Origin of the sequence: Pantoea sp. SOD02 (assembly GCF_024707505.1) — a bacterium.
Taxonomy (GTDB): Bacteria; Pseudomonadota; Gammaproteobacteria; order Enterobacterales; family Enterobacteriaceae; genus Pantoea; species Pantoea symbiotica.
In genome coordinates this window covers 3324546-3342029 of the sequence record NZ_CP102604.1, presented here as the reverse complement: position 1 = coordinate 3342029, position 17484 = coordinate 3324546, and the positions used below count along the sequence as shown (strand labels likewise).

Here is a 17484-nt window from a genome sequence, read left to right as displayed (position 1 = left end):
ACGAAACGGGACACAAACATGTCTAAAATTTTTGATTTCGTAAAACCCGGCGTTGTCACTGGTGACGACGTTCAGAAAATTTTCCAGGTAGCGAAAGAGAACAAATTCGCTCTGCCAGCAGTTAACTGCGTCGGCACGGACTCTATCAACGCGGTATTGGAAGCTGCGGCCAAAGTGAAAGCGCCGGTCATCGTTCAGTTCTCCAATGGTGGTGCTGCCTTCATCGCCGGTAAAGGTTTCAAAACCGACAAGCCTCAGGGCGCGGCTATCTTCGGCGCTATCGCGGGTGCATACCATGTGCATCTGATGGCTGAACAGTATGGCGTGCCAGTCATCCTGCACACCGACCACTGCGCCAAGAAACTGCTGCCGTGGATCGACGGTCTGCTGGACGCGGGCGAAGAGCACTTCAAGAAAACCGGTAAGCCGCTGTTCTCTTCTCACATGATCGACCTGTCTGAAGAGTCACTGGAAGAGAACATCGAGATCTCTGCTAAGTATCTGGCGCGCATGGCCAAGCTGGATATGACGCTGGAAATCGAACTGGGTTGCACCGGTGGCGAAGAAGACGGCGTGGACAACAGCCACATGGACGCTTCTGCTCTGTACACTCAGCCAGAAGACGTTGATTACGCTTACACCGAGCTGAGCAAAATCAGCCCACGTTTCACCATCGCTGCTTCATTCGGCAACGTGCACGGCGTGTACAAGCCAGGCAACGTGAAACTGACTCCAACCATCCTGCGTGATTCTCAGGAATACGTGACCAAGAAACACAATCTGCCGCACAACGCGCTGGACTTCGTGTTCCACGGTGGTTCAGGTTCTTCTGCTGCAGAAATCGAAGAGTCTATCGGCTACGGCGTGATCAAGATGAACATCGATACCGACACCCAATGGGCAACATGGGACGGTATTCTGCAGTACTACAAAAAGAACGAAGACTATCTGCAAGCTCAGTTGGGTAACCCGACTGGCGTAGATAGCCCGAACAAGAAATACTACGATCCACGCGTGTGGCTGCGTTCTGCTCAGGCTTCAATGGTTGTTCGCCTGGAGCAGGCTTTCAAAGAGCTTAACGCTGTCGACGTACTGTAATTTTTCCTTACAGTACAAAAAAGGCCCGTAAGGGCCTTTTTTTATGCGCCTGGTCTGGAAAGTCCCGTAATTTAAGGCCATTTTTGGCGCTTCGCCCTATTTTTGTTTACCCTTGTATGCGGAGTGTCGGAGTCAATCTGGCAGTTTTTGGCAATTTCCTGCGGGAAACTCAACAACAGGGCTAACAAATGGAAGACTTAAATGTCGTTGATGGCATTAACAATGCTGGCGGATGGCTGGTACGTAATCAGGAACTGATCCTGAGCTATGCGGTAAATATTGTGGCGGCGATTGTTACCATCATCATTGGTATGTTCATCGCCCGCATTATCTCCAATGCGATTAACCGCGTTCTGCTGGCGCGTCACATTGATGCGACAGTGGCAGATTTCCTCTCTGCAATGGTGCGCTACGGTATTATCGCTTTTACCATCATTGCTGCACTGGGACGCGTTGGGGTGCAAACCGCTTCCGTTATCGCCGTGCTGGGTGCTGCCGGTTTGGCTGTGGGTTTGGCGCTGCAAGGTTCCCTGTCCAACCTGGCTGCAGGCGTATTGCTGGTGACCTTCCGTCCGTTCAAAACCGGTGAGTTTGTTGATCTCGGCGGCGTAATGGGCACGGTACAAAACGTGCAGATCTTCTCCACCACTTTGAAAACGGCCGATGGCAAAATCGTCGTGGTTCCAAACGGTAAAATCATCGCGGGTAATATCATTAACTATTCGCGTGAACCGATCCGCCGCAACGAATTCATTATTGGCGTCGCTTACGATGCGGATGTTGATCAGGTAATTGCACTTTTCCGTGAAGTGGTTGAAGCGGATGAGCGTGTGCTGAAAGATTTGGGTATCCAAATCGGCCTGAATGAACTGGCCGCGTCATCGCTCAACTTTGTGGTGCGTTGCTGGAGCAAAAGCAGCGACCTGCAAAACGTCTATTGGGATCTGATGAAGAACTTCAAGCGTACGCTGGACGCGAACGGCATCGGCATTCCTTATCCGCAGATGGATGTGCATCTGCATCAGGTGAAGAGCGAGCAGCAACAGCCCGCACGCAGCGAATAACTGAGAAAGGCACCTACGGGTGCCTTTTTATTACTTATTCTAATGACCGATTAAATCTTTCAATTTCCTCTAATATCCTCGCGTCACTATACTGCATCGCATCTCCCCATTCTTTAGGACTATTTCCGTGTTATCTGTTTATTTACAAGGGCTTGCTCTTGGTGCTGCGCTGATTCTGCCGCTAGGGCCGCAAAATGCTTTCGTGATGAATCAGGGCATCAAACGCCACTACCATTTGATGACCGCATCGCTGTGTACCGTCAGCGATATTGCGCTGATCTGCGGTGGGATTTTTGGCGGCAGCGCGTTGTTGAATCAATCGCCGATCTTATTGATGCTGATCACCTGGGCGGGCGTGGCATTTCTGCTGTGGTACGGCTGGGGCGCGCTGCGCTGCGCGTGGAAAGGCGATGTTTCACTGGCATCTGACGCAGAGCTGAAACAAGGGCGCTGGCGCATTATCGCTACCATCCTGGCGGTCACCTGGCTCAATCCGCATGTCTATCTCGACACCTTTGTGGTGCTCGGCAGCCTCGGTAGCCAGCTTCCCTCTGAAGATGCGCGTCGCTGGTTTGCATTTGGCACCGTGAGTGCATCAATCATCTGGTTCTTCGGCCTGGCGTTGCTGGCGGCGTGGCTGTCGCCACGGCTGCGCACCGTGCGGGCGCAGCGCATTATCAATCTGCTGGTCGGCGGCGTGATGTGGTTTATCGCCATTCAGCTGGCGCGTCAGGGCATTGCCGCTCTCTAATGCAGATGTAATCCGTACAGTGCGGGCAGCGCGCCCGCACTGGCGAGCAACTCCAGCCGAATCTGGCTAAAACTCACGCCTTCTGGCACCGCGTGATGACACAGCGAGTGATGATTTTCCGTCACCTCAGCCAAGAGTATCTCATCCAGCCATATACGGTAATGCGTGGTGCAGTGCGGCGTCACCGCCAGTGAATGGCCCATTTGCACCGTTTCCATCGCATGATCGAAGTCGTTGTCGAACAGCAATGTAATCTGTTTTGCCCGCTGCGGTTCGTTCCAGTGCCAGCACGCGTTGGGATGCGCATCATCCTGCGCTGGCACCCAACAATTGGTGTGCTGTTCCGGGCGTAGCTTGCCGTTGAGCAGATAATCGCGGTGCCAGAGTTGCAGCGGTGTTTCCAGCGCAAATGCCAGCAGGATTTGCTGCGGAGTACGGCGCGGCAGCCAGAAATCAAACTCCTCAACGCCGTAATCGCCATCGTTAATCTGACGTGTGCGTTTCGCCACGCGCGGATTCAGACTGTTGAAGACCATCATCACGCCCGGCAAACGCTGGCTGGTCAGCGCAACCTCAATCGCGGCGTTCTCCTCAAAGGCGATAAACACATAGCGATCGCAATCGGCTCGATAATCAAAGCTCAGCCGATACGTGCCTTGTTGATTCACCGTGATGCTCTGTGTGGCCAGATGGCAATCGCCGCAAGTATTCGCCTGATTATCGCTGGTGAGCAGAGACACCTGCAGTTTCTGCGCATTTGCAGCGCGTAGCTGCACGTTGATCGCTGGCAAACGTTCGCCCGCTTTGAGCGGCAGCAGCAACGCGCAGCGGGATTTCAGCGGCTGCCAGCCTCCATCGGCGGCCAGGGCGCGCAGTTGTAAGGTGCTGCTCACCGTGACATGCGCATCACGCACGGGGTTCGCCAACGGATGTCGTGGAATAAACGCACCCTGACGCAGCAGATGCTGCTGTAGCTGGCCAACGCGGTCCGGCTGCGCTAGCTCGGCAGGCGTGATCTGCTGCTGCTGACATAGCGCTGCCGCGCGACCCACCACTTCTCCCAGCACGCCACAGGTGCACATAACGCGAGCGCTGCCAAAGGCGACGTGCGTAGCGGAGATCAGTCGGCCGGTTAACAACAGGTTATCCAGCGACTGGCTGTAGAGCGCGCGGAAGGGAATGGTGTAAGTGCCTTTGCTGTGGAACTGGCGACAGCCATCGTGTTCGCTGTAAACGCCGTCGGCCGGATGCAGATCAATCGACCAGCCGCCATACGCCACCGCATCGTAGTGATCGCGCTGTTCGATAATGTCCTGCTGGCAAAGCAGGGTATCGCCGAGAAAACGCCGACTCTCGCGTTTGCCGGGAATCAGACCAACCCATTCGATGGTGAGGTTATCGGCATCGGGGAATTCGCCGGAGTTTTTGATGTAATCCCACACGCCCCAGACAATTTTCCACAGCTCCCACTTGATGGTTTCGCTCTCGTGCACGGTATCGAGCCGTCCGCCCCATTCCAGCCACCATAAATCGCAGCCGTTCAGTTCTGAGCTCAGGCGTTTATAGCGCGGAATGGCGGTGATCTCTTTCAGTGCGAAAGAGGGCGCAACGAAGCGTACCGGTTGCGCTGTACGCTTGGTGTAGAAGTAAATGGAATGCCCGAGCTTGTGGCCAAAATTCTCGCCCGGCGCCATCTTCTCGCCAAACTCCTCCACAGATTCCGCGCCCACGCGATGCGCCGCACCGGCCAGATAGCCCAACACGCCATCGCCGCTGGCATCGATAAACTGTGACGCCGAAACCTGATAACGCGTTTGATTAATGGCATTGAATGCCTGCACTGACTGCAAGCGGTGGCCAGATTTTTCGATATCGGTAACAACCGTATTAAGCAGCAAAGTCAGGCCGGGCTGCGCCTGCACCATGTCCAGCAGCACCATATCGAACAGCACCGGATTGCCCTCTTTGTTGCGCCACAGGTTCTCCTCCATGATTTCGCCCATGATGCCGCCTTCGCGCGCCCAGCGATTGTTATTGCCCATGTGCGAGGTAGCGCCGTTGGCCCACAAGCGCACTTCGCTGGAAGCGTTGCCGCCCAGTACCGGACGATCCTGAATCAGCACTACATCAAGGCCATCGCGTGCGGCGGCGAGCGCGGCACACACGCCTGCTAGTCCACCGCCGACGATAACTAACTCCGCTTGTAGCCGTTGTTGCGGAAAGTCGCGCACATTTTGCGTAGAGAAAGTCTGCATCATTTCATTCCTCTGACTCTAAGGCTAAGATTGGATTTTGCCCGCCGCAGGTGATCTATGTCTTCTCAACCCAACCAAAGCCTGATTGACGGTATTCGCTGCCTGCAATATCTGGTTTCCAGTGATAAAGCCGTGGGTTGCCGTGAACTGGCGCGCCAGATGGGGATGAACAGCACGCGTGTGAATCGACTGCTGATGACCATGGCATCGATTGGACTGACCACGCAGGATGAGCATCGACGCTATTTGCCCGGCCCCGGTATTCACGCGCTGGCGGCACAGGCGATTCGCGGATCTTCGCTGTTTGCGCAGGCGTTGCCGCAGCTGGAACTGCATGCGCCGCGCGATATCGTGGTGGCGCTGGGCGTGCTGTGGGAGGATCAGGTGATCTACATCTGGCACTCGGAACCCGGTGAACGCATCAACGCCAGCCAGGCGCTGGCCGGTTTCCGCATGCTGCCCGCATGGCAATCGGTGATTGGCGTGTCGTTGCTGGCGGCGGAGAGTGATGAGGCGCTGCGTCCGCGTTTTAGCGACGAACAGTGGCTGCAAATCGCGCCGCTGCTGGCGCGTAAGCGTGCTGATGGTTATCTGATCTGGCATCGCGATGACGGTGAAATCAGCATGGCGCAGCCGATGGATAACAACCGTGCGTCGCTGGCGTTCGCCAAAATCTGGCAGGATGATGAGGCGCATCTCGCGCAGCGGCTGCAACAGCTGCAATCGCTGGCACAAACCGTCATCACCCCGCGCTAACATGATCGATTTTCCCAACAATAAACAGATAACTGCAGATGCCAATCGCGGCCAGCACGGCGATAAATGCCAGTGCTGGCGCGAAGTTATCGCCATCGATTAACGCACCAATAGCAATCGGCACCACGATGGAGGAGAGCGCGCCGGTAAAGTTAAATACGCCGCCCGCCAGACCAATCAAATGGCGCGGTGCCAGCGCCGTGACAAAAACCCACGTAATGGTCGCCAGACCGTTGCCAAAGAACGCCAGCGACATAAACAGGATGATGAGTGTGGAATCATCGGTGTAGTTGGCGCCAAGGATAAACAGCGTCAGGAACAGACCGAGGATCACCGGCAGCTTGCGCGCCACGCTGGCAGAAATGCCGCGACGTATCATGCGATCCGAGGCAAATCCGGCCAGCAGCACACCGCAGAAGGCGGCGAAGTAGGGCACCGAAGCCACATATCCACTTTTGATGAAGCCCATATGGCGATACTCCACCAGATAGGTCGGGAACCAGGTGAGGAAGAACCAGAAGGTGGCGGAAATGGTAAACTGGCCAATATAGATGCCGACCAACTTGCGACTGCGGAACATCTGCGCCAAATCACTCCAGCGCGCTTTGGGTTGCTGCGTATTCTGCCGACTCTCCAGCAGCGCACCGTTGTCGCGCAGATAGTTGAGCTCCGCTTCGGATACGCCTTGATGCTGATTCGGCTCGCGGTAGAGCCAATACCACACCAGCGCCCAAATCATCCCCGCGACTCCGGTAATCAAAAACAGCCCGCGCCAGCCAAACGCATCCTGCAGATGAAACAGCAGCGGCGTCATGCAGGCGAGACCAACAAACTGCGCTGAGGAGTAAATACCGATCGCACTGGCGCGCTCTTGCTCCGGGAACCAGCTGGAAATTACGCGATTGTTGGAGGGCATCACTGGCGCTTCGAACGCACCTACGCCGAGCCGCAGACCGAACAGCGCGCCGAAGCTGTTGGCAAGCGCATGCAGCGCAGTGATCAGCGACCAGGCAAATAAACCGACGCCATAGACCACGCGTGCGCCAAGGCGATCAATGAGGAAGCCACCGGGGATCTGCAGCGCGGCGTAGATCCAGCCGAAAGCAGAGAAGATCAATCCCATCTCCATCGGCGTGAAGCGCAGTTCGCCCGCCATTGCCGTAGCGGCAACCGACAGGTTAGTACGATCCATGTAATTGATAATGATGTTAATAAACACCAGAGCGAGCATCAGAAAGCGCGTGCGTCCAGCGCGAACGCTGACGGCAGTTTGGCTAAGCGGCTGTTCTGTCATTGGCAACTCTCCCGAACCCAGAGATGTTTCTTTAATAGAAACGTTTAAGTGTTTTTTTGGCGAATCTGTACGGCTAAATTTGCGATCGCGGCGAGGTTAAAACAGCAGAGTGCCCGAACTTTTTGCTGAATCAAAACTCAGAGCATCACGCATGGTAATGTGTTTTGGGTTTAGCCATAGTGGCGACCTGCAAATTGAATCCCTCAAGGAGGACTTTCGTGAAACTGAAAGCACTGGCGCTGGCCGCCGTAATGAGCACCGGCGCACTGTCCGGTTTAGTTCAGGCAGGCGAATTGCCGAATGGACCGCATGTGGTGACGTCTGGACAGGCAAGCGTTGATGCCACGCCTGATATCGCCAGGCTCGCTATTGTGGTGAGTGTTTCGTCGAAAGACGCGGCGGAAGCGAAAAAGCAAGCTGATGACCGCGTGGCGCAATATTTCGATTTCCTGCAAAAGAACGGCATCGAGAAAAAAGATATTGATGCGGCAAACCTCAGCACGCAGCCAGAGTACGATTACACCAAAGAAGGTAAGTCGGTACTGAAAGGCTATCGTGCCGAGCGTCAGGTACAGGTAACGTTGCGTCAGCTGGACAAGCTGAACGAGCTGCTGGATGGCGCGTTAAAATCTGGCCTGAATGAAATTCGTTCGGTTGAACTTGGTGTCGCAAATCCGGACAGCTATAAAGAGAAGGCGCGTAAAGTGGCGATCGCCAATGCTACGCAGCAGGCCAATGCGCTGGCAGAAGGGTTTAACGCTAAGTTAGGTTCGGTTTACAGCATCCGCTATCACGTTGCGAACTACCAGCCGATGCCGATGGCGCGCATGTATAAAGCCGCCGCTGCACCTGCTGATACCACCGCGCAGCAAACTTACGAACAGCAGAGCATTCACTTTGACGATCAGGTGGATGTGGTGTTCGAAATCAAACCGAATACGCCGTAAGTCTGTTTACCAGGTCGCCATTAATGGCGACCTGATCTTTATGCCGGCAATACATCCTGACGCAGCACGCGATGTCCGTGCGCAATCAGCGCATCGGTCACGCTGCGCATCAAACGACTTTCCGGCGCAAACCGGTGCCAATACAGCATACGACGCTGATACAGGCCTGGCGTCAAATCCACCAGCTCACCCTGCGCTAACTCGCGCTCAATTTGCAGATGCGGAATCATACAGCACACCGAACCCTGACGCGCCAGCTGCACAAAGGCTTCTGACGAGTTAACGATGTGGCAAGGCACGCTGCCCGGCGACAGGTCAAAGTTCTGCTGTAAAAACGCCTGATGCATATCATCCAGATGATCAAACGCCACCGCCGGCGCTTTCAGCAGTGCAGAGCGCGTCACGCCATTTGGGAAGTAACGTGCAGCAAAATCAGGTGAGGCGCAGAACAGATAATCGAGCGCGCCCAATTGATCCACTAAGCAGCTTGGCAGCGGCTGCGGCTGAATACTCACCGCGCCGACCACTTCACCACGACGCAGACGTTCCTGTGTGCGGGTTTCATCTTCTACCTGCAAATTCAGGCGCACCGGCGAATCGGCCAGCACATCTTTTAGCGCGGGCAGCAGCCAGGTTGCCAGACTGTCGGCGTTGACCGCCAGCGACAGCAACAGCGGCGTGGTTCCACCGTTATCATCACCCAGCCACTCCTCTTCCAGCAGCTCAACCTGATGCAACAACGCCAGTAACTTTTGTCCCTGCTCGGTCGGACGCGGCGGCACGGTGCGCACCAGCAGCGGCTGACCAAATAAATTTTCCAGCTGTTTAATTCGCTGCGAAACCGCAGATTGGGTAATGCAGAGTTTTTGTGCCGCACGCTCAAAGCCGCGCTCGCGAATCACAGCATCCAGCGCCTGAAGCGTTCGATAATCCGGGCGTTTCATTGTTGTTCTCTCTCGTTCAGGGTGGACGTTACTATGCCATAAAACTGTCAAATTGTGCTGCGGCGCATTTTTGCGGGCTGGCTTCCAAAGCGTTAAATCGGCTGTCTAACAGTCGCGCTTTTTTACAGCGCCTTGTTTTATACTACGCGCACTTCGATGTCGCACAGGTTTTAAACATACCATGACCCAGGATGAACTGAAAAAAGCGGTAGGTTGGGCAGCCCTGCAGTACGTAGAGCCCGGCACCATTGTCGGCGTAGGTACCGGATCAACGGCAGCGCATTTCATTGATGCACTCGGCACCATGAAGAATCAGATTGAAGGCGCAGTTTCCAGCTCGGAAGCCTCGACGGAGAAACTGAAAGCGTTAGGCATTCACGTGTTTGATCTCAACGAAATTGATGAACTGTCGGTTTACGTCGATGGCGCCGATGAAATCAATCCGCAGATGCAGATGATCAAAGGCGGTGGCGCAGCGCTGACGCGTGAGAAAATCGTTGCAGCGGTGGCGAAGAAATTCATCTGTATTGCCGATGCATCGAAAGAAGTCGATGTGCTGGGTAATTTCCCGCTGCCGGTTGAAGTGATTCCGATGGCGCGTTCCTATGTGGCGCGTGAACTGGTTAAACTCGGCGGCTTGCCGGAGTATCGTCAGAACGTCATTACCGACAACGGCAACATTATTCTCGACGTGCATAATCTGCGTATTCTCGATCCCATCGAGCTGGAAAAAACCATCAACGCGCTGCCTGGCGTGGTGACCGTTGGCCTGTTTGCGGGACGTGGCGCCGATGTCGCGCTGATTGGCACCGCTGACGGCGTGAAAACCATCGTAAAATGATCTGTCCGGCGCGCGTCATGCGCCGGTTATTTCCATCCGCAAAACATCTTTTCTCGCCAGGCTGAAATTTGGTGACTTATGTCACAAAAGATTCATCAGCAGTGAGTTCGTACTTCGTCCACTCAGGATGTCACGATTTTGTACGGCATTGTGCTGTCTCCGCGTGGGCGCGTGCTGGCTCCCAGGCAATCGTTTGTATTGCTGCGCACGAAATTTTTGATATTTTGACAGAAGGCTACCTTATGGTAGTCCTCATTGAATTCTGAATAGGGTCGGGAAATGGCAAAGGTATCACTGGAAAAAGACAAGATTAAGTTCCTGCTGGTGGAAGGCGTTCACCAGAGTGCGCTGGAAAACCTGCGTGCAGCAGGCTACACCAACATCGAGTTTCACAAAGGGGCGCTGGATGCGGAGTCGCTGAAATCCTCCATCCGCGATGCGCACTTCATTGGTATCCGTTCCCGTACCCAACTGAGCGAAGAGATTTTTGCTGCCGCAGAAAAGCTGGTGGCAGTCGGCTGTTTCTGTATCGGTACCAACCAGGTTGATCTTGGTGCTGCGGCAAAACGCGGTGTGCCGGTGTTCAACGCACCGTTCTCCAACACCCGTTCAGTGGCTGAGCTGGTGATTGGCGAAATGCTGCTGATGCTGCGTGGCATTCCTGAAGCCAACGCCAAAGCGCACCGTGGCATCTGGAATAAAGTCGCCAACGGTTCGTTTGAAGCACGCGGCAAGAAACTGGGCATCATCGGTTACGGCCACATCGGCATGCAGCTGGGTGTGCTGGCAGAAAGCCTCGGTATGCACGTGTTCTTCTACGATATCGAAAGCAAACTGCCGCTGGGTAACGCGACGCAGGTGCGCCATCTCTCCGATCTGCTCAATATGAGCGACGTGGTGAGCCTGCACGTTCCTGAAACCCAATCGACCCAGAACATGATTGGTGCCGAAGAGTTGGCGCTGATGAAGCCAGGCGCGCTGCTGATCAACGCCGCGCGCGGTACCGTTATTGATATTCCGGCACTGTGTGATGCCCTGGCGAACAAACATCTGTCAGGTGCCGCCATCGACGTGTTCCCGGTTGAACCTGCAACCAACAGCGATCCGTTCAATTCTCCGTTGTGCGAGTTCGATAACGTGATCCTGACGCCGCACATTGGCGGTTCAACGCAGGAAGCGCAGGAAAACATCGGTATCGAAGTTGCTGGCAAGCTGGCGAAGTATTCGGACAATGGTTCAACGCTGTCTGCGGTTAACTTTCCGGAAGTTTCGCTGCCAATGCATGCGGCAAGCGCGAGCCGTTTGTTGCACATCCACGAAAACCGTCCAGGCGTGTTGACGGCCATCAACCTGATCTTTGCCGAACAGGGCATCAACATCGCGGCTCAGTATCTGCAAACTACGCCGGTGATGGGTTATGTGGTTATTGATATCGATGCGGAAAAAGATGTAGCGGATAAAGCGCTGCAGGCGATGAAGGCGATTCCGGGCACCATCCGCGCCCGTCTGCTGTACTGATTAATCAGGGCGCCATTGGCGCCCTTTGTTTTTCCTGCTTATGATTCCCATTGCCACAGTTTCGATGGCGTCAGTATTGCGGGTAGCGGCACATCCCATGCGGCGACCGGCAGCGCTTCTACGCGTTGACAATCATGTGCGATCCCCACCGGAAGAAAACCATGCTGCTGCCAGTGTTGCAGCGTGCGATCGTAAAATCCGCCACCCATTCCCAAACGTTGACCCGCATGATCAAACGCCACCAGCGGCACCAGCATCACATCGAGTTGATCCAGCGTTGCCAACTGCGTGATGTCTAACGGCGGTTCTGGAATGCGTAGCTTATTTGGCGTGAGTGAAGTTTCTGGCGTGTAACGGATAAACAACAGATTGCCAGGCGAGAAGGGATGGAGCACCGGTAAATAGACCTGCTTTTTCTGCTGCCACAGTTTGGCGATCAGCGGGCGGGTGTTGATCTCTCCATCGACAGACAAAAACAGCGCAATGCGTTGAGCATTAGCGATCGGCGCAATGTTGATGGCGTGTTCAGCCAACTGATCTGCGGCCTGTTCCTGTTGCTCAGACGTAAGATTGCGGCGCAAATGGCGCACATGCTGACGGATGTCTTGACGGTCGAGAAATGAGGGTGCTGACATGATATCCCCGGCAGATTGGGCTGTTGCCAGCCACTATATCATGCGAACCGGGGGATGCAGATTGGAACTAAATGGAGATCTCCGAGATGCCGCCGCAGGCTGTAACCCTTGAACCCTTGGTTCAAGGTGAACATGCCGTCACAACTATTAGGCTTCTCGGACGGACCGAGCATGCGCACAAATTGTGGAGCGTCACATTCTGTTGGTATGAAATATCGGCTCAGGGGACTGGCCCGCTTGCAAACATCTCAGAGAAAATTTACTTCACCGTCACTCTAGCATGAGGACCATGAAGTGTTATTCAAAATTAGGGCCCTGGCGGTCAGTTATGCGACCTTGCTCTACTAACGCTTGTTCAATGGTCTGCTGCAGCATGCGGATACGTTGTTCCATGTTTGCTGCATAGTCGCGCGTCTTACCTTTCTCTTGTGCCAACTCGTGGCAGATGTTTAACGCGGCGATGAACACCAGTTGCTCTGTATTGGTGACTCTAGTGCGAACTTTTAAATCTTGCAACCGTTGATTGAGATCCTCTGCGGCCAGATTCAGCGCATCTTGCTGTTCAGGCGGGCAATTCACTCTTAACGAACGACCAAAAATTTGAATATCTACTGGTTGTGCAGACATGCCACCATCCTAACTGATTACTTCGATCGCATCTCCCTTACCGGTCAATGGGTTGGGAGGTGCGAAACTATATATACCCGAGTTATAAGTTACAACCCCTTTTCTGGAAACCCAGAGGCACCTGGTGGTAGCATAACACGAACTTATTCCGCCAACGACGACCAAAGCTTATGTCTTTACAGAACGCAACGCCGAGTTACAACACGCTGGCCGCGGCCCTTTCACAGCAGGGCGTGGGCATGACGCCAGCCGAAATGCATGGTCTCCTTTCCGGGATTCTGTGCGGCGGCAATCAGGATACCAGCTGGAAAACCATGGTTCACGATCTCACCAACGAAGGCATGGCGTTTTCGCAGAGCCTGTCTCAGCCGTTGCAAGCGCTGCATGAAAGCCTGGCGACCACGCTGGAAGATGAAGGCTTTATGTTCCAGCTGATGTTGCCGGAAGATGATGACATCACGGTATTCGATCGCGCGGATGCACTGGCCGGTTGGGTAAACCACTTCCTGCTCGGTTTGGGCGTCACTCAACCTAAGCTGGAGAAAGTGACCGGTGAAACCGGTGAAGCGATTGACGATCTGCGCACTATCGCACAGCTTGGCTATGACGAAGATGAAGATCAGGAAGAGCTGGAGCAGTCGCTTGAAGAGGTGATTGAGTACGTGCGCGTTGCCGCTCTGCTGTGCCACGACACCTTCACGCGCCAGCATCAGCCAACCGCACCAGAAGTACAGAAACCTACGTTACACTAAGCGCGTCAATGCGGGCGCGTTGTGGCCCGTCTTCAACAGGGAGTGCAAACATGATTACCTTGGATACGTTTCAACAACGTCGTCAGGCGCTGATTGCCCGCATGGCGCCAGGCAGCGCGGCATTGATTTTTGCTGCACCTGAAGTGACGCGCAGCAACGACACCGAATACAACTTTCGACAAAACAGTGACTTCTGGTACTTCACCGGTTTTAACGAACCGCAGGCGCTGCTGGTATTGATCAAAAGCGATGATAAGCACAATCACAGCGTGCTGTTCAATCGCGTGCGTGACCTGACAGCCGAAATCTGGTTTGGTCGCCGCCTAGGTCAGGATGCCGCACCGGCGAAGTTGGGTGTCGATCGCGCTTTGCCGTGGGATGACATTGGAGATCAGTTGCATCAACTGCTTAACGGGCTGGATGTGGTTTACCACGCGCAGGGCGAATACGCTGAAGCCGATCGGCTGGTGTTCAGCGCGCTGGAAAAACTGCGTCGCGGCTTCCGTCAGAACCTCAGTGCGCCGGATACGCTTACTGACTGGCGTCCGTGGGTGCATGAAATGCGCCTGTTCAAAAGTGCGGAAGAGATTGAGATTCTGCGCCGCGCCGGCAAAATCAGCGCGCTGGCGCACACGCGAGCGATGCAAGCCTGTCGTCCCGGCATGTTTGAATATCAGCTGGAAGGCGAAATTCATCACGAATTCAATCGCCACGGCGCGCGTTTCCCCTCGTACAACACCATTGTCGGTTCCGGCGAAAATGGCTGCATTCTGCACTACACCGAAAACGAATGTGAGATGCGCGATGGCGACTTAGTGCTGATCGACGCAGGCTGTGAATTCCACGGCTATGCGGGCGATATCACTCGCACCTTCCCGGTTAACGGCACCTTCAGCGAGCCGCAGCGTGCTATCTACGACATCGTGCTGGCCTCGCTCTACAAAGCGCTGTCGATGTTCCGTCCAGGCATCAGCATTCATGACGTCAATGACGAAGTGGTGCGCATCATGATCACCGGGCTGGTCGATCTCGGCATTCTGGATGGCAACATCGATACGCTGTTTGAAGAGCAGGCGCATCGTCCGTTCTTCATGCACGGTTTGGGCCACTGGCTGGGGCTGGATGTGCACGATGTTGGCCATTACGGCACGCCAAGCCGCGACCGCTTACTTGAGACGGGCATGGTGCTGACCGTTGAGCCAGGCTTGTATATCGCGCCAGATGCCAAAGTGCCGCCACAATATCGCGGTATTGGCATTCGCATCGAAGATGACATCGTCATCACCGCTGACGGCAACGAAAATCTCACCGACAGCGTAGTGAAAGACGCCGACGCGATTGAAGCCTTGATGGCGGCGGCACGACACGCATGAGCATTCTGATTGCCGGCGGCGGCATGACCGGTGCGACTCTGGCGCTGGCGATTTCACATCTGACGCAAGGCCAGCTGCCGGTTACCCTGATTGAGCGCAGCCAGCCCGATAGCCGCGCACATCCCGGCTTCGACGGACGCGCGATTGCTTTGGCGGCAGGTACTTGCCAGCAGTTGGCGGATATCGATCTGTGGCGCTCGCTGGCCGATTGCGCCACGCCAATTACCGATATTCACGTTTCCGATCGCGGTCATACCGGCTTTGTTTCGCTTAAAGCACAAGATCATCAGGTTCCCGCGCTCGGCCAGGTGGTCGAACTGTTTGATGTCGGCCAGCGACTGTTTCAACGCCTGCAGAAAGCGCCAGGCGTCACGCTGCGCTGCCCGGATCACGTTACCTCGGTATCGCGTACGGCGGATAACGTGCAGGTTATGTTGAACAGCGGCGAACAACTGGAAGGCGCATTACTGGTGGCCGCCGACGGTGCGCGTTCACCTTTAGGCGCGTCCTGCGGCATCACCTGGCAGCGCGATGATTATCAGCAACTGGCGGTGATTGCTAATGTGTCGACGCAATTGCCGCATCAGGGGCGCGCCTTTGAGCGCTTTACCGAGCACGGCCCGCTGGCGTTGTTGCCGATGTCCGACAATCGCATGTCACTGGTGTGGTGCCATCCGCTTGAGGCGCAAGCAACCATTAAGTCGTGGGACGATGCCACCTTCCTGCAAGAACTGCAGCGCGCATTTGGCTGGCGGTTGGGGCGTTTCACGCATACCGGTCAACGCGAGCATTATCCGCTGGCGCTGCAAACCGCCGAACGTCAGGTGACGCATCGTCTGGCGCTGGTGGGCAACGCGGCACAAACGCTGCATCCGATTGCCGGACAAGGCTTCAATCTCGGTCTGCGCGATGTGATGTCGCTGGCGGAAACGCTGGCGGGCGCACATCGTCAGCAGCAAGATCCCGGTAGTTTCGCGGTATTACAGCATTTTGCCGCGCGACGTCAGCCGGATCGTGCCGCCACGGTTGGCGTCACTGACGGTTTAGTCCGACTGTTTGCTAACCGCTATGCGCCGTTGGTAGCAGGACGAAATCTTGGGCTGGTGGCAATGGACCATCTGCCTTGGCTACGAAATCCACTTGCCGCGCGCACGCTCGGCTGGGTTAAGCGTTAAGCACGAATTAAGGGGCAGCAATGCAAACTTTTGATGTGGCAATTGCCGGAGGCGGCATGGTGGGTTTGGCCGTCGCCTGCGGACTACAAGGCAGCGGCTTACGCGTTGCCGTGCTGGAAAAAGCACCCGAGCCACAGTTTGATCCGGCGGCCAAGGCGTCGATTCGCGTCTCCGCCATCAACGCTGCCAGCGAGCGCCTGCTGCAAAAGCTCGATGTCTGGTCGAGCATTCTGGCGCTGCGTGCCAGCGCCTATCACGGCATGGAAGTGTGGGATCAGGACAGCTTCGGATCGATCAGCTTTGATGATGAGCAGCAGGGTTTATCGCACCTCGGTCATATCATTGAAAATGAAGTGATTCACAGCGCGTTGTGGCAGCGCGCCAGTCAAAGCAGCGATATCACGCTGTTTGCCCCGGCACAGTTACAGCAAGTGGCGTTTGGCGATAACGAAGCCTTCATTACGCTGCAAGATGGCAGCATGATGAGCGCCCGTTTGCTGGTGGCTGCCGACGGTGCGAATTCGTGGCTGCGCGACAAAGCGGATATTCCGCTGACCTTCTGGGATTACGAACATCATGCGCTGGTGGCAAACATCCGCACCGATATGCCGCACGATGCCATAGCGCGCCAGGTGTTCCATGGCGACGGTATTCTGGCGTTTCTGCCGATGCAGGATCCCCATTTATGCTCAATCGTCTGGTCGCTCTCGCCGCAGGAAGCGGCGCGCGTGCAATCGATGCCGGAAGCGCTATTTAATCAGCAGCTGTCGGTGGCATTTGATATGCGCCTTGGCTTGTGTCAGGTCGAGAGCGAACGTAAAACCTTCCCGCTGACGGCGCGTTATGCGCGTAACTTTGCCGCGCACCGTTTGGCGCTGGTCGGCGATGCCGCCCACACTATCCATCCGCTGGCCGGGCAGGGCGTGAATCTTGGATTTATGGATGCAGCTGAATTAATTGGTGAAATTCGCCGCCTGCATCAGGAAGGCAAAGACATCGGGCAGCATCTCTATTTGCGTCGCTATGAGCGCAGCCGCAAGCACAGCGCGGCGATGATGCTGGCAGGGATGCAAGGTTTCCGCGAACTGTTTGCCGGCACCCATCCGGCGAAAAAGCTGCTGCGTGATGTTGGCCTCAAACTCGCCGATACTTTGCCGGGCGTCAAACCGCTGATGCTGAAACAGGCGATGGGGCTTAACGATCTACCCAACTGGATACGCTAATCACCTCTGTATCCCCGGTGCGCATGAATGCGCACCCTACAAACTCCCACCAAATATCCGTAGGGTCGCCATTCATGGCGACCGTTCTACTGACATCCATTACGCCCAAATCAACCTCACCTTTCTCTGCTGCACCGTAATAATGCAGAGCTGCACCGCAATCGCGCCTCGTTTGATTTATTCTAATTTTACCCCTTAATTCGCATTAGATTAATTCATGCAATAACCATT

16 protein-coding genes and 1 other RNA gene are annotated in these 17484 nt (G+C 55.2%); 11 read left to right on the top strand and 6 right to left on the bottom strand.

Annotation, left to right across the window (positions count from 1 at the left end; genetic code table 11):
* The first annotated feature begins 18 nt into the window (after positions 1-18).
* The 3 genes from fbaA (at position 19) to argO (ending at position 2913) form a co-directional block, all read left to right on the top strand.
* Positions 19-1098 carry a class II fructose-bisphosphate aldolase gene (fbaA, locus tag NR302_RS15495; RefSeq protein ID WP_154155324.1) on the top strand — a complete coding sequence of 360 codons (1080 nt, stop codon included), beginning with the start codon at positions 19-21 and terminating at the stop codon, positions 1096-1098.
* Between the two features lie 188 nt (positions 1099-1286).
* Entirely contained in the window at positions 1287-2162 is an 876-nt protein-coding gene (gene mscS / locus NR302_RS15490; RefSeq protein ID WP_008108267.1) for a small-conductance mechanosensitive channel MscS, read from the top strand.
* A 127-nt stretch (positions 2163-2289) separates the two neighbouring features.
* Positions 2290-2913, top strand: a complete 624-nt coding sequence (gene argO / locus NR302_RS15485) for an arginine exporter ArgO (RefSeq protein ID WP_258143874.1) — start codon at positions 2290-2292, stop codon at positions 2911-2913.
* On the opposite strand, the gene NR302_RS15480 is transcribed toward argO, so the two are convergent.
* Positions 2910-5168: an FAD-dependent oxidoreductase gene (locus NR302_RS15480; protein WP_374990646.1), complete on the bottom strand. Its 2259-nt coding sequence runs from the start codon at positions 5166-5168 to the stop codon at positions 2910-2912. The genes argO and NR302_RS15480 overlap by 4 nt on opposite strands.
* A gap of 57 nt (positions 5169-5225) precedes the next feature.
* Here NR302_RS15480 and NR302_RS15475 point away from each other — a divergent pair, with 57 nt between their 5' ends.
* Positions 5226-5924, top strand: coding sequence for an IclR family transcriptional regulator (locus tag NR302_RS15475; RefSeq protein WP_258143872.1), 699 nt, complete (start codon positions 5226-5228; stop codon positions 5922-5924).
* Here the strand turns inward: NR302_RS15475 and NR302_RS15470 are convergent.
* The gene (locus tag NR302_RS15470; RefSeq protein WP_258143871.1) at positions 5911-7218 is read right to left on the bottom strand and encodes an MFS transporter; all 1308 of its coding nucleotides are present in this window, start codon (positions 7216-7218) and stop codon (positions 5911-5913) included. The two genes, NR302_RS15475 and NR302_RS15470, sit on opposite strands and share 14 nt — an antisense overlap.
* 218 nt (positions 7219-7436) lie before the next feature.
* Here NR302_RS15470 and NR302_RS15465 point away from each other — a divergent pair, with 218 nt between their 5' ends.
* A complete protein-coding gene (locus NR302_RS15465; protein WP_008108260.1) occupies positions 7437-8165 on the top strand; it encodes an oxidative stress defense protein in 729 nt (242 codons plus the stop codon).
* 38 nt (positions 8166-8203) lie between these two features.
* On the opposite strand, the gene NR302_RS15460 is transcribed toward NR302_RS15465, so the two are convergent.
* Positions 8204-9109 carry a LysR family transcriptional regulator ArgP gene (locus tag NR302_RS15460; protein ID WP_007890292.1) on the bottom strand — a complete coding sequence of 302 codons (906 nt, stop codon included), beginning with the start codon at positions 9107-9109 and terminating at the stop codon, positions 8204-8206.
* 181 nt (positions 9110-9290) lie between these two features.
* Between NR302_RS15460 and rpiA the strand changes: the two genes are divergently transcribed.
* Together rpiA and serA are read left to right on the top strand one after the other, a co-directional pair.
* The gene (gene rpiA / locus NR302_RS15455) at positions 9291-9950 is read left to right on the top strand and encodes a ribose-5-phosphate isomerase RpiA (RefSeq protein ID WP_008108258.1); all 660 of its coding nucleotides are present in this window, start codon (positions 9291-9293) and stop codon (positions 9948-9950) included.
* Between the two features lie 279 nt (positions 9951-10229).
* Positions 10230-11468 (top strand): phosphoglycerate dehydrogenase, encoded by a 1239-nt coding sequence (gene serA / locus NR302_RS15450; RefSeq protein WP_258143870.1) that lies wholly within the window; start codon positions 10230-10232, stop codon positions 11466-11468.
* A gap of 38 nt (positions 11469-11506) precedes the next feature.
* Here the strand turns inward: serA and NR302_RS15445 are convergent, their stop codons facing one another.
* From NR302_RS15445 to zapA, 3 genes are all read right to left on the bottom strand, one after another.
* Entirely contained in the window at positions 11507-12103 is a 597-nt protein-coding gene (locus NR302_RS15445; RefSeq protein ID WP_258143869.1) for a 5-formyltetrahydrofolate cyclo-ligase, read from the bottom strand.
* A gap of 74 nt (positions 12104-12177) precedes the next feature.
* A non-coding RNA gene (gene ssrS / locus NR302_RS15440) (6S RNA) lies at positions 12178-12361 on the bottom strand.
* A gap of 39 nt (positions 12362-12400) precedes the next feature.
* Complete coding sequence (gene zapA, locus NR302_RS15435; RefSeq protein WP_007890288.1) at positions 12401-12730, bottom strand: cell division protein ZapA; 330 nt, start codon at positions 12728-12730, stop codon at positions 12401-12403.
* 170 nt (positions 12731-12900) lie between these two features.
* Here zapA and NR302_RS15430 point away from each other — a divergent pair, with 170 nt between their 5' ends.
* The 4 genes from NR302_RS15430 to ubiI are packed head-to-tail and all read left to right on the top strand — an operon-like array spanning position 12901 to position 17253.
* Entirely contained in the window at positions 12901-13482 is a 582-nt protein-coding gene (locus tag NR302_RS15430) for a YecA family protein (protein ID WP_061719857.1), read from the top strand.
* Positions 13483-13532: 50 nt separating this feature from the next.
* Entirely contained in the window at positions 13533-14855 is a 1323-nt protein-coding gene (gene pepP / locus NR302_RS15425) for a Xaa-Pro aminopeptidase (protein ID WP_258143866.1), read from the top strand.
* A complete protein-coding gene (gene ubiH / locus NR302_RS15420) occupies positions 14852-16030 on the top strand; it encodes a 2-octaprenyl-6-methoxyphenyl hydroxylase (RefSeq protein WP_258143865.1) in 1179 nt (392 codons plus the stop codon). Before pepP ends, ubiH begins: the two co-directional genes overlap by 4 nt.
* A 20-nt stretch (positions 16031-16050) precedes the next feature.
* The gene (ubiI, locus tag NR302_RS15415) at positions 16051-17253 is read left to right on the top strand and encodes an FAD-dependent 2-octaprenylphenol hydroxylase (RefSeq protein ID WP_154155339.1); all 1203 of its coding nucleotides are present in this window, start codon (positions 16051-16053) and stop codon (positions 17251-17253) included.
* Positions 17254-17484 lie beyond the last annotated feature (231 nt).